The sequence below is a fragment of the Mycobacterium sp. genome (assembly GCF_019247615.1).
Lineage (GTDB): Bacteria > Actinomycetota > Actinomycetes > Mycobacteriales > Mycobacteriaceae > Mycobacterium.
On the sequence record NZ_JAFBAT010000091.1, the window covers coordinates 20,810 to 32,938 of the forward strand.

11 protein-coding genes and 2 pseudogenes are annotated in these 12,129 nt (G+C 66.4%); 7 read left to right on the forward strand and 6 right to left on the reverse strand.

Features of this window, described 5'->3' with window-relative positions; all coding sequences use genetic code 11:
* Positions 1-152: 152 nt before the first annotated feature.
* Positions 153-566 carry an NINE protein gene (locus JO059_RS06365; RefSeq protein ID WP_293315248.1) on the forward strand — a complete coding sequence of 138 codons (414 nt, stop codon included), beginning with the start codon at positions 153-155 and terminating at the stop codon, positions 564-566.
* Positions 567-627: 61 nt separating this feature from the next.
* On the opposite strand, the gene JO059_RS06370 is transcribed toward JO059_RS06365, so the two are convergent.
* Both JO059_RS06370 and JO059_RS06375 read right to left on the reverse strand, forming a co-directional pair.
* On the reverse strand, positions 628-1,821 hold the full coding sequence (locus JO059_RS06370) for an acyl-CoA dehydrogenase family protein (protein WP_293315249.1): 1,194 nt from the start codon (positions 1,819-1,821) through the stop codon (positions 628-630).
* Positions 1,818-2,699, reverse strand: a complete 882-nt coding sequence (locus tag JO059_RS06375; RefSeq protein WP_293315250.1) for an alpha/beta fold hydrolase — start codon at positions 2,697-2,699, stop codon at positions 1,818-1,820. The genes JO059_RS06370 and JO059_RS06375 overlap by 4 nt, the downstream gene beginning before the upstream one ends.
* A 145-nt stretch (positions 2,700-2,844) precedes the next feature.
* On the opposite strand from JO059_RS06375, the gene JO059_RS06380 reads away from it, so the two are divergent.
* The 4 genes from JO059_RS06380 to JO059_RS06395 all read left to right on the forward strand — a co-directional run bounded on the left by JO059_RS06380 (position 2,845) and on the right by JO059_RS06395 (position 6,285).
* A complete protein-coding gene (locus JO059_RS06380) occupies positions 2,845-3,270 on the forward strand; it encodes a PPOX class F420-dependent oxidoreductase (RefSeq protein WP_293315251.1) in 426 nt (141 codons plus the stop codon).
* A gap of 51 nt (positions 3,271-3,321) precedes the next feature.
* Positions 3,322-5,532, forward strand: a complete 2,211-nt coding sequence (locus JO059_RS06385) for a molybdopterin-dependent oxidoreductase (RefSeq protein WP_293315252.1) — start codon at positions 3,322-3,324, stop codon at positions 5,530-5,532.
* 15 nt (positions 5,533-5,547) lie between these two features.
* On the forward strand, positions 5,548-5,928 hold the full coding sequence (locus JO059_RS06390) for a tautomerase family protein (RefSeq protein WP_293315253.1): 381 nt from the start codon (positions 5,548-5,550) through the stop codon (positions 5,926-5,928).
* Between the two features lie 63 nt (positions 5,929-5,991).
* A complete protein-coding gene (locus JO059_RS06395; RefSeq protein ID WP_293315254.1) occupies positions 5,992-6,285 on the forward strand; it encodes a hypothetical protein in 294 nt (97 codons plus the stop codon).
* 45 nt (positions 6,286-6,330) lie between these two features.
* Here JO059_RS06395 and JO059_RS06400 read toward each other — a convergent pair whose 3' ends face one another.
* Entirely contained in the window at positions 6,331-6,513 is a 183-nt protein-coding gene (locus JO059_RS06400; protein WP_293315255.1) for a hypothetical protein, read from the reverse strand.
* A gap of 107 nt (positions 6,514-6,620) precedes the next feature.
* A complete protein-coding gene (locus JO059_RS06405) occupies positions 6,621-7,469 on the reverse strand; it encodes an SDR family NAD(P)-dependent oxidoreductase (RefSeq protein ID WP_293315256.1) in 849 nt (282 codons plus the stop codon).
* Positions 7,470-7,680: 211 nt separating this feature from the next.
* On the opposite strand from JO059_RS06405, the pseudogene JO059_RS06410 reads away from it, so the two are divergent.
* A pseudogene (locus tag JO059_RS06410) lies at positions 7,681-8,672 on the forward strand (alpha/beta hydrolase).
* An 82-nt stretch (positions 8,673-8,754) separates the two neighbouring features.
* Entirely contained in the window at positions 8,755-11,427 is a 2,673-nt protein-coding gene (locus tag JO059_RS06415; RefSeq protein ID WP_293315257.1) for an FHA domain-containing protein, read from the forward strand.
* A gap of 89 nt (positions 11,428-11,516) precedes the next feature.
* Here JO059_RS06415 and JO059_RS06420 read toward each other — a convergent pair whose 3' ends face one another.
* Positions 11,517-11,681 carry a hypothetical protein gene (locus JO059_RS06420; protein WP_293315258.1) on the reverse strand — a complete coding sequence of 55 codons (165 nt, stop codon included), beginning with the start codon at positions 11,679-11,681 and terminating at the stop codon, positions 11,517-11,519.
* Between the two features lie 189 nt (positions 11,682-11,870).
* Positions 11,871-12,129: pseudogene (locus JO059_RS06425) on the reverse strand (hypothetical protein); the annotation flags it as partial.

A 12,129-nucleotide genomic window follows, 5' to 3' on the forward strand; every position in this document is an offset into this window, starting at 1 on the left:
TCGCCGCACCATCGTGGAGTGTTTGGGCAGAACCGGTTAGCGCAATCCGGGACAGATTTGGTCGCCGTGCAATGATGGGCGAGCGCGTCCACTGCGGCACTGGGATTCCCTGGACATAGCCGAAACCCACATAATTTTGAAAGTGAGGCAACATGAGTGAACAACCGTCGGCCGGTTGGTACCCGGACCCGAGCGGCAGGCCCGGTCAGCAGTACTGGGATGGCCGGCAATGGCGCACCGACGTCGCCCCGCCCGGTGGAAATCCGTCGCAGCAGCCGCAGGGCGGGTATCCGGCGGTGGCACCGTACGGCGCTGCGCCGTATGGGTTGGATGCCTACGGGCGGCCCCTGTCAGACAAGAGCAAGCTCACGGCGGGATTGCTCCAAATTCTCTTGGGGAGCTTCGGAGTTGGCCGTTTCTACCTCGGCTACACCACCATCGGCATCCTGCAAATTGTGGTTACCTGGCTGACGTGCGGACTCGGTGCCGTGTGGCCGCTGATCGACGGAATCATGATCATCACCGGCAAGGTGCCTGATGCGCAGGGGCGCACGCTCAGCGAGTGAGCCGCGCACCGGGCCAACAGGTTTCGTCCTCCGCTGGGCCGGCCCAGTATGTGAAGGCCGGCTAGATCAGCGCACGCAGCGGGCCCTGGGGCGGATCGATGCCCAGTGAGCTCAACGCCGAGGCGTGGTAGACGGTGCCCGGGACGTGGATGGCGTGCAGGTGGCCGACGTGTACGTCCCGCCAGTACCGCTGCAGCGGCTTGTCCATCCGGGCGGCGTTGCCGCCCGAGCGGGCGAAGATCTCGTCGACCGCCGACACCGCCCGCCACACGGCGCGGACCTGGGTGCGGCGCCCCGCCGCGCGGTCGGCGAACGAGACCTCTTTGCCGGCGGCCACCATGTCGTAGATGCGGTCGACATTGGCCAGCAGCTCCTGGCGGGCGGCGTTGATGTCAGCCGCCGCCTCGCCGATCGCGTGCATGACGTAGGGGTCGTCCCTGATCGCGGTTCCGGTGGCACCCACGCGCCCGCGCTGGTAGTCGAGGTGCGCGGCCAGCGCGCCCTCGGCGATGCCGATGGTCGCGGCGGAAATGCCCAGCGGGAACATCGTCGACCACGGCATCAGGTACAGCGGCTCCGTCATGCCCGCCGCACGCTGGGCGGTGCCGTCCATCACCTTCGTCGCGTCCATGGTTCGGTAGGCCGGAACGAACGCGTCCTCGACGATGACATCCTTCGACCCGGTTCCGCGCAGCCCCACCACATTCCACGAGTCCTCGACAATCGTGTAGTCCGCGCGCGGCAATATCATGTGCAGCATTCGGGGAGGCATCACCGGTTTGCTCTCGGCGTCGCCGAGCATTGCTCCCAGGATGATCCAGTCGCAGTGGTCGGTGCCGGAGCTGAACTGCCAGCGCCCGTTGAAGATGTAGCCTCCGGTTTCTCCGTCGACCGGCCTGGCAACGCCCTGCGGCGCGTACGGAGATGCCATCCACGTGTTGATGTCGTCCGCCCAGACCTCGGCGGGCACCCTCGGATCGGCATAGGCCAACTGGTAGGGATGCACGCCGACCACACCGACGATCCAGCCGGCGGCGGGATCCAGTGCCGCTGTGGCCATCGCCGTCTCGGCCCACTCGCGGGGGTGGACTTCGAATCCTTGGTAAGCCTTGGGCTGCAACAGCCGGATCAGTCCGGCGCCTTTCATCAGCTTCACGGTCTCATCCGTGAGCCGGCCGATCCTCTCGGCCTCGGCGGCCTGACCGCGCAACCGGTCGGCCATGGCCATCACCCGGTCGATCACGCGCTCGCTCATGCCGACGCCTCGCGCGACAGGAACGCCAATACCGTACCTTCGAACGCCTCCTTGGCCTCGATCATGGCCCAGTGCCCCGAGTTGGGGAATATGTGAAGCTCCGCATTGGGGATGGTGCGCATCGGGATCAGCGCCATGTCGGGCGGACTCACCCTGTCGTCGCGTCCCCAGGTCAATAGGGTCGGCGCCGCCAGCTTGTGCATGACCGCCCATGGCATCGGCCGGTCGGAGGCCTCCATCGCCGCCGTCATCGCGGCGAACGCCGCCTTGCCGTACATCCGGCGCGCGGCGGCCAACGTCTCCGGATCGGTGGCCAGCTGCCAGCGCTCGTCGATCAGTTGGTCGGTGACCAGGGCCTGGTCGTAGACCATCGACTTGAGCCAGTCAACGAGCCGCTGCCGTGTCGGGTCCTCGACGAACTCCTGCAGCAGCCGGATGCCCTCGCTTGGGCTGGCGCTGAAGATGTTCGTGCCGATTCCGCCGATCGTCACCAGCCGGCCTATTCGGTCCGGATTGCGGATCGCGAAGCTGATGCCGACGCCACCGCCCATCGAGTTGCCGACGATATGGACCTTTGCGATACCGAGCGCGTCCAGAAACTGCGTGACGGCGCCATGCGCGGTGACCATGGGGTGACCGTCGACGTCGGGGCTGACACCGAATCCGGGAAACTCCAGGATCAGGCAGCGGTAGTGCTCGGCGAACGCGGGCAGCACGCCGCGGAAGTTGCGCCAGCCCGTCACCCCCGGGCCGGAGCCGTGCAGAAACAGCACCACCGGGCCCGAATCCGGGCCGCAGTCGTAATAGCGCAAAGCGCCCTTCGGCGTGTCGATCTCACGCAGGTCGTGCCCCGCTGTGGTATCGGAAGTATTGGCCACGTATGTCACCCTGCCACGCGTTGGCATCGCCACCCAACGTGTAACCGCTGCGACGGTCGGTGCAGTCAGCCCTGGACGCTGGGTCGTCGTATCAGTGGTTGCGGTCCCCGGGAATGATTCGCCATCCGCGACCGTAGAACAACGCATGAAGCTCAACGAGGCTGCGCGCGAATTCATCGGACGGGGTGCCGACGCCACCCTGGTCACCCTCAACCCGGACGGCAGCCCCCAGGTCAGCGTGGTCTGGGTCGCCTTGCAGTCGACTCCCGACGGGGACGAACTCGTCAGCGCGCACCTGGCCGAGTACAAGAAGGTCCGCAACATGCGGAGGGACCCACGCGTTGCGGTCACGATCGTGTCGGTCGGCGCCTCGAGCACAGGGATGCGGCCCTACCTCTGGGTCGACGGAACCGCGCGCATCGTCGAAGGCGGGGCCCCCGAGCTCCTCAAGCAGCTCAATCCCGTCCTGGGGGATCCCGCGATGACGTTCCCGCCGGAGGACGCGCCACCCGGATTCCTCACCCGCATCCACATCGACAAGATCGGCGGCATCGGGCCCTGGGCATCCTGACCCATGGTTTGCCCACTTCCGCTACTCACGGTAGCGGAATAAAGTGAGGGCGTGGAATCCGGCGAAGATGGCAGGCACCTGCGTACCTGCCCACTGTGTGAAGCCATGTGCGGCTTGGAGATTCATGTCCAAGGCGGCCCCAAAAACGGGAAAGTCACCAGCATCCGCGGCAACCGCGACGACGTCTGGAGCCGCGGGCACATCTGCCCGAAAGGCGTGGCGCTCGCCGCGCTGCACGCCGACCCGGACCGGATCCGCCACCCGATGATCAAGGTGGACGGGCGCTGGCGGGAGGTCAGCTGGGACGCTGCGTTTCGTCGCTGCACCGAATTGTTGACGCCGGTGATCCAGAAGCACGGGATCGGTGCGGTCACTGCCTACACCGGCAATCCGCTGGCGCACTCGTTCTCGCTGGCCCGCTACGCGGGTGTGCTGCTGGGGATGTCCGGGATGCCGGTGACGTATTCACCGGGAACGGTCGACCAGTGGCCGAAAAATCTTTCGTCGCATCTGATGTACGGACTCTGGTGGAACTTCCCGATCCCCGACATCGAACGCACCGACCTACTGGTGATCATGGGCGCCAATCCCGCGGCGTCGCAGGGCTCGCTCTTGGCCGCGCCGAACGTGATGGGCCTGATCGACGGGATTCGCAAGCGGGGCAAGGTGATCGTGATCGACCCGGTGCGCACCGGAACCGCCGCCCGCGCCGACGAGTGGTTGCCGATCGTCCCGGGCACCGACGCCGCGCTGCTGCTGGCGGTCGCGCACACGCTCTTCGACGAGGACCTCGTCGATCCCGGACCCCACGTCGACGGTGTCGAGACGATGCGCCGGGTTGCCGCGGACTGGCCGCCGGGCCGGGTCAGTCCCGTCACCGGCATCGACGCGGACCGCATCCGCGGGCTGGCCCGCGAGCTGGCCGGCGCCGAAAGGTCGGTGGTATACGGCCGAATCGGGTTGTGCAATCAGGAGTTTGGCAGCCTGGCCAGCTGGCTGGTCGACGTGATCAACATTTTGACCGGGCATTTCGACACCCCCGGTGGCGCGATGTTTCCAAAGCCGGCGGCCTGGTCGATCACGTCGCAGCCGCTGCCGGGCCTGGAGGGTGGGGCCCCGACATTCGGCCGCTGGCACACGCGGGTTCGTGGGGCGAAGGAGGTGCTCGGTCAGGCGCCGGTGTCGTGTCTGGCCGAAGAGATCGCCACACCGGGTGACGGGCAGATCAAGGCGCTGATCACCGTTGCCGGCAATCCGGTGTTGTCCACCCCTGGCGGACACAAGCTCGACGAGGCGCTGCCGCTGCTGGACGCGATGATCTCCATCGACTTATGGCTCAACGAGACGACGCGGCACGCCGATGTGATCCTGCCCGGGCTTTCCCCGCTCGAGCAGCCCCATCACGACGATCTCATCTTGCTGTTCGCGATCCACAGCATCGCGAACTACTCGTCGGCGGTGTTCGACCCGGGCGACCGGCCACACGAGTGGGAGATCCTGATCCGGCTCGCCGGACTGTGCACCGGCACGCCGGCCGAGGATGTGGACGTCGCGGCAATCGACGATGGTTTCTTCGACTACCTGGCGTTCACCCGCGGACTCGACGGGGCGGCGATCCGCAAGCTCTACGAGAACGGCGGTCCGGAGCGGATCCTCGACCTCACGTTGCGGACCGGGCCGTTCGGGGACCGGTACGGCGAAAACCCCGGCGGGCTCACGTTGGAGTTGCTCAAGGCCAATCCGAACGGGATCGACTTCGGGCCGATGGTGCCGCAACTCCCGGGCATCCTCGGAACGCCCGACAAGAAGATCCGGCTCGCCCCGCAGTACCTGCTCGACGACCTGCCGCGACTGGCCGCGCGGCTGGAACGCCCCGCAGAGCCGCTGGTTTTGGTGAGCCGCCGGCACCTGCGGTCCAACAACACGTGGCTGCATAACGTGCCCGCGCTGATGAAGGGCAAGGACCGATGCACGCTGCTGATTCATCCCGACGACGCAACCCGCTTCGGCGTCGACGACAAGGAGGTCGTCACGGTGAAATCGGCGGCCGGCGAGATCACAGTGCCCGTCGAGATCACCGACGCCATCAAGCCTGGTGTGGTGTCGATGCCTCACGGCTGGGGGCACGGCAAGCCTGGCACCCGCATGTCGGTCGCCAACGGGTCACCGGGCGTGAACACCAACGTGCTTTCGCCACCGACGTTCATCGACGAACCGTCGGGCAACGGGGCCCTCAACGGGATACCGGTGACGGTCGGCTGACGACCAACTGCCACAATGCCTCTCGTCAGAATTGACCTGCCGCGCACGATCGAGCCGGAGCGGCGCAGCCTCATCGGGGACATCGTTTACCAGGCAATGGCCGACGTGCTCAACGTTCCCGACGGTGACAAATTTCAGATCATCACCGCCCACGACGCCGAATCGCTGCGGATGGATCCAGCATACCTCGGCATCGACCGGTCCGGGGACGCTTTCATCGTCGACATCACCCTGAACGCCGGGCGCAGCGTCGAACTGAAGCAGCGGTTCTACGCCACCGTCGTCGAACGACTGAGCGCACAAGCCAAGGTTCGGCCCCAGGACGTGCTGATCGTGCTGACCGAGGTGGCGAAGGAGAATTGGTCGTTCGGCAACGGCGTGGCCCAATACGTGTGACCTCACAGCGGATCGATAAGAAGGACCCAGCCCGCGGCTAGCACCCGGGCGCAAGGTTGCGGGATGGCAACAGCGACAGACCCTCGTCGTCGAGGAATCCGGTTCGTCCAAACGGTTTTCGCCGGTGTCGCGGCCGTCGCGGTGCTGGTGCTATTACTCACCGCTGCACCGATGCGACTGTTAGCCGATGGCGACGACGAGGCCCAACTTCAGCAACAGCTGGCCCAGCAGCAAGTGCAGCAGGCCGAACAGCAGGCCGAAGAGCAAGAGCAACTGGATCTGCAGCAAGCTCAACAAGCCGAGCAACAGGGTCTGCTGACCGAGCAGCAGGCCACCCTGTCAGTTCCCGGAAGCTGATCGACGCGCGCGAATGCCGGTGAACCCGAGCAGAATCCCCGGTGCTCATCGCGGCGGCCAGACTGACCCACGGAATACCACGTTGACGCCCAGGTGCGGCGGCGAGACGATGCTGCCCTGCAGGCCGGGCAGGAACGTCGGCATGCCGCCGAACCGTTTCGGGAGGATTCCGATCGGCGCTGCGAACCGCGCCTCCTGAGCTGGTGCCGCCTGATCCGTGTCAAACATGATGGAAATCAAGAGGACTGACGATGCGTGTGCGGTCACAATTGCGGCACCGCCTGGATTTCGTTGGCCGCCAATCGCGGCGCGTCGAGCGGTGCACAGCACGGTCGTCACGGTGCGATCGGTCGGTTCGTCCAGGCCCGGTCGGGCCGGCGGGACGAGCGGAACCAGCCGCCCGCAGCCGCGGTGCCGCCGTCGGTCGGAATGGTATGGCCGGTGACAAATGCCGACAGGTCCGAGGCCAGGAAGAGGATCACGCGGGCCTGGTCCTCGGGCACCCCCATCCGTCCCACCGGAACCCACTGCGGCCACCGCGTCTGCTCCTCGGCGGAGAGCCAGCGCGAGTACGGCACCTGCACCGATTCCGTGACGTCGGGCCCGATCCCATTGACCCGTATGCCGTCGCGGCCCACCTGCACCGCGAGGCTGCGGGTGAAGTGGATGACGGCGGCTTTGAACGCCGCGTAGACCGGGTCCTCCGGGTACCCGCGCAGCCCTTCGACCGATGAGACGTTGACGATCGCGCCTGCGCGCCGAGCGATCATCGCCGGTAGCAACGCGCGGGTGACGAGGAAGACGTGGTGCAGGTTGATGCGGTAGAGGTCCTCCCAGCAGTGAGGGTCGGTGTCGACGAAGTCGCCCGGGTGCCGCAGCCAATGGCCGACGTTGTTTACCAGGACGTCCACCCGGCCGTGACGATCAAGCACCGTTCGCGCCAACGCGGAAACCTGTCCCGGTTCGCGGACATCGGTGACAACCGCCATGGCTGAGCGATCGGCCATCCGGATCTCCTCGGCGACCTGGTGCGCCGAGTCGGCGTCGACGTCGGCGATGACCACCCGCGCTCCATGGTGCGCGAACAGTCGCGCGGTTGCCGCGCCGATACCGGCGCCACCGCCGGTCACCACGGCGACCCGGTCCGCCAGCAGCTCGCCAGCCTGCATTGTCTCGTCGGTCATGCCCATATCGTGGGCCATCGAGGCAGCTCGGCAGCGCGCGCCCTCTTTACCCGCTGCGGCGCCCGTCTAAACCGTGATGATGCCAACATTTGCCATGCATTTTCCGTTCGTTTTCCGCCGACCCAAGCGGGTATCCCGACGTCCACCGACGGGAGGCAAACTGCAAATGATTACGGAGCAGGGTCCATATCGCGTTTTGCCGAGCCAGGCGATGAACCGGCGAATTCATCATCGCCATAGCCCGCAGTCGTTTGCAGTCTCCCTCGCGAGTCGACTACTCGTAAAAAATACGGTGCGGGCATGGGCCATCCAGCCGAATCTGCACTGGCCGCTGGAACACGTGGACGGATTGGCGAGCCTGGTGCCTTACTTCGGCTCGGCTGCGGTGATCGAACCGATCCAGCTTGAAAATTGTGCCGCCGAGTGGGTCCGTGCGCCCGGCGTTTCTTCCGACCGGGCGATCCTTTACCTGCACGGCGGCGCATTTCTCACCTGTGGCCTCAATACCCATCGCTCGTTGGTGGTTCGACTCTCGAAGGCGGCGGGCGCCGGCGTGCTGACTGTCGGTTACCGGAAGCTGCCCACGCACGAGATCGCCGACGCGATCGAAGACGGCATGTCCGGGCTTCGCTGGCTGCAAGATCGCGGTTATCGGGGTGCGCAAATCGTCGTGGCCGGCGACTCCGCCGGGGGTATCTCGCGTTCATGACCACGCTTGCCGCCATCCGCGCTCGTCTCGTGAATCCGGCGGGAATCGCGACGGTGTCGCCCTTCACCGACGCCGACCCGACCCGAAAACTGAAGCACCCGAATGCGCGTAAGTGCTCCATGTTCACCCGCGGGGCATTGAAGATGTTCACCCGATATCTTCGACAGGCGCGGCTGCCGCAGGGTCACGGGAGTACGGCGCGCGAAATCGACTCGCCCGTGGATGCCGATTTGTCGGCTTTGCCGCCGGTGACGATTCATGCGAGCACCGATGAATTGCTGCTGCCCGACGCCGAGCTCATGGCTAAAAGGCTGGAAATCAGCGGCGTTCGTTGCGATCTTCATCTATGGCGCGGGCAAATTCACGATTTCCCACTGGCCGCGGATTTCTTGCCGGAAGGCCGTCGGGCCATTCGGTACATCGGTGATTTCGTCAAAGAAGTCACCGCGCGAGCTGACAGTTTGCGAGGCGACGTCACCGCGGCGGCGGGATAACCCCGTTTCGCCCGCGCGCTGGACTCTCGGCGGTGAACTGCATTGACGACTTCGCCTGCAATCGGCGCCGCTCCCGATACAGTTGGTCCTCGTGACCCCAGCAGCTCCGCCTGTGTTGACCGTCCGGTACGAGGGATCTGAGCGCACCTTCGCGGCAGGCAACGACGTAGCCATCGGGCGCGATCTCCGCGCCGACGTCCGCGTTGCACACCCGCTGATCTCCCGGACACACCTCATCGTGCGATTCGATCAGGGCCGATGGGTCGCTATCGACAACGGCAGCCTCAACGGGCTTTATGTCCACAGCCGCAGGGTGCCGGCCGTCGACATCCAGGACGGGATGCGGGTCAACATCGGCAACCCGGACGGTCCGGCACTGACCTTCGAGGTCGGTCGTCACCAGGGCTCCGCCGGCCGGCCTCCGCTGACGGCGTCGATACCGATCTTCGACCCGCCGGGCGGACCAAGCGCACAGGCGCCACCCGGTCAGCCGCAGCAGTTCGGCGCTCCCCGGCCCACTCAGCCTGCGCAGCAGCCGTCCTCGGCCTCATTTCGTCAACCCTCGCATCCGCCAACGGGTCCACAGCCCGGCTATTCACCGAGCGGGCCGCAGGTAAGCCATCCGCCCAGCGGACCGCACCCGCCCGGTCCGCACCCGCAATACACGCCCACCGGGGCGCAGCAGGCGCCGAAGATCTACCGCGCACAACCGATGAAGGTGCCGCCCGCGGCCGAGGCCGCACCCGAGACCGCCCGCGTCGGCGATGCCACCAACATCGCGACGTCGATGATGAAGATCCTGCGGCCGGGGCGAACCGCCCTTGAGTCGATGCCGGGCGCGATCAAAATCGGGCGCGCCAACGACAACGACATCGTCATCCCCGAGGTGCTCGCATCGCGCCACCACGCAACCCTGGTCCCGACTCCGAACGGGACCGAGATCCGGGACAACCGCAGCATCAACGGCACTTTCGTCAACGGTGCCCGGGTCGAATCGGCCCTGTTGCACGACGGCGACGTCGTGACGATCGGCAACATCGACCTCGTGTTCGCCGGCGGCACGCTGGCGCGCCGCGACGAGACCGCCACCGCGACGCGCACAGGCGGCCTCGACGTGCGCGGGGTGTCCTGGACGATCGAGAACAACAAGACGCTGCTGGACGACATCTCGCTGGGCGCTCAGCCGGGCACGCTGACCGCGGTCATCGGTCCCTCGGGCGCGGGGAAGTCGACGTTCGCCCGCTTGGTGGCCGGCTACACGCACCCGACGACCGGGACGGTTTCCTTCGAGGGCCACAACATCCACGCCGAATACGCCTCGCTGCGCAGCAGGATCGGGATGGTTCCGCAGGATGATGTGGTGCACGGGCAGCTAACGGTGCAGCAGGCGTTGATGTATGCCGCCGAATTGCGCCTGCCGCCCGACACCACGAAGGCCGACCGCGCCCAGGTGGTGGCCCGGGTGCTCGAGGAACTCGAGATGAGCCAGCATCTGCACACTCGGGTCGACAAGCTGTCCGGCGGTCAGCGCAAGCGCGCTTCGGTGGCGCTGGAGCTGCTGACCGGGCCGTCGCTGCTGATCCTCGATGAGCCGACCTCCGGTCTGGACCCCGCGCTGGACCGGCAGGTCATGACCATGCTGCGGCAGTTGGCCGACGCGGGACGTGTGGTGCTCGTGGTCACCCACTCGCTGACATATCTGGACGTCTGCGACCAGGTTTTGCTTCTGGCCCCCGGCGGCAAGACCGCGTTCTGCGGGCCGCCCGGCCAAATCGGCCCGGCCATGGGCACGACGAACTGGGCCGACATCTTCAGCACGGTCGCCAACGACCCCGACGGCGCCAAGGCGCGTTACCTGGCGCGTACCGGGCCGCCCCCGCCGCCGCCGCCCGCCGAGAAGCCCGCCGAGCTGGGCGATCCCTCGCACACCAGCCTGTTCCGCCAGTTCTCCACCATCGCGCGCAGGCAGGTGCGGCTGATCGTCTCCGACCGCGGTTACTTCATCTTCCTGGCGCTGCTGCCGTTCATCATGGGTTCGCTATCGATGTCGGTCCCCGGTGATGTCGGCTTCGGCAAGCCGAACCCGATGGGCGCCGCGCCGACCGAGCCCGGGCAGATCCTGGTGCTGCTCAACGTCGGTGCCGTTTTCATGGGGACGGCGCTAACGATCCGCGATCTGATCGGCGAGCGCGCGATCTTCCTTCGCGAACAAGCCGTCGGCTTGTCCACGTCGGCCTACCTCTTGGCGAAGGTGTGCGTGTACACGGTGTTCGCGGTCATTCAGTCCGGAATCGTCACCGTGATCACGATCCTCGGCAAGGGCGGCCCGACTCAGGGCGCGGTGGCATTGGGCAATCCCGATGTGGAGCTGTTCGTTGACATCGCGATGACCACCGTCGCCTCGGCGATGCTCGGGTTGGTCTTGTCATCCATCGCCAGATCTAACGAGCAGATCATGCCCCTGCTCGTGGTGGCGGTGATGTCGCAGCTGGTGTTCTCCGGCGGCATGATCCCGGTCACCGGGCGGCTGGGCCTTGACCAGATGTCTTGGGCCACACCGGCGAGATGGGGTTTCGCGACGTCGGCCTCCACCGTCGACCTATTGACGCTCGAGGAAGCGGTACCGTCGGTGCCGCACGACTCGCATTGGCGTCACTCGCTTGGCGCGTGGTCGTTCGACATGGGCATGCTGGTGTTGCTCAGCGTTCTGTATCTGGGCTTCGTGCGCTGGAAGATTCGTCTGAAGGGCGGCTGATCGCTCGCCGCCGGCGGTGCCGGCTTGTGGAGTGCGCCCAGGCGGAGAGTTCGCGATCGCCGCCCTGGGCGCACACTTCGCGTGAACGGCTAGGCGCCCTTGCGGATCACGGCGTCGGCGGCGGCCCGCATGCGGTCCGACAGTTGAAGCAGGGCGTGTTCGCCAACTCCGTGGGGCACCGTGTAGGCCAGTTGCCGTAACTCGAGCGCGCAGTCGCGCAACTCCTGGCGGAGGCAGGTCTCACGGGTGGGCATGACTCGATCTTCCCAGCCTGACCGCGCGACCGCGATGGGGGCGAAGCGTATTTACGGGAGATTGACAGTGTTTTTACATCCGAGCGCCCATGCGGCAGCCCCGCGTGACGCTCGGGTTCCTCGGCTATGACGCCGAGTGCGGGATCGGCTAACCCAGTTATCCTGGCGCGCTTGATGTTTCGTCACAGCCTAGGACGGTTCGGCGGGCGCCTCGCCGAACCGGGCCAGCACAAGTGTGCCACCAACCGCGACGACAAATCCTGCGACAACCAACCAGCCGAGGCCGTCGCGAGCGGTGTCACCCAGCCACACCACGCCGACGATGGCCGGCGCGATCGTTTCGCCGACAACCATCGCGGCCACTGTCGTGGTCACCGATCCGCGGTGCAACGCGGATGTCAGCAAGAGAAATCCTGCGGCCCCGCCGCCGGCGGCCGCATACAGAGCG

Excerpts from the sequence above, each read along its gene's own strand:
- JO059_RS06365 (WP_293315248.1), top strand. The coding sequence starts at position 153 with ATGAGTGAACAACCGTCGGCCGGTTGGTACCCGGACCCGAGCGGCAGG.
- JO059_RS06370 (WP_293315249.1), bottom strand. The coding sequence starts at position 1,821 with ATGAGCGAGCGCGTGATCGACCGGGTGATGGCCATGGCCGACCGGTTG.
- JO059_RS06380 (WP_293315251.1), top strand. The coding sequence starts at position 2,845 with ATGAAGCTCAACGAGGCTGCGCGCGAATTCATCGGACGGGGTGCCGAC.
- JO059_RS06390 (WP_293315253.1), top strand. The coding sequence starts at position 5,548 with ATGCCTCTCGTCAGAATTGACCTGCCGCGCACGATCGAGCCGGAGCGG.
- JO059_RS06395 (WP_293315254.1), top strand. The coding sequence starts at position 5,992 with ATGGCAACAGCGACAGACCCTCGTCGTCGAGGAATCCGGTTCGTCCAA.
- JO059_RS06400 (WP_293315255.1), bottom strand. The coding sequence starts at position 6,513 with ATGTTTGACACGGATCAGGCGGCACCAGCTCAGGAGGCGCGGTTCGCA.
- JO059_RS06405 (WP_293315256.1), bottom strand. The coding sequence starts at position 7,469 with ATGACCGACGAGACAATGCAGGCTGGCGAGCTGCTGGCGGACCGGGTC.
- JO059_RS06420 (WP_293315258.1), bottom strand. The coding sequence starts at position 11,681 with ATGCCCACCCGTGAGACCTGCCTCCGCCAGGAGTTGCGCGACTGCGCG.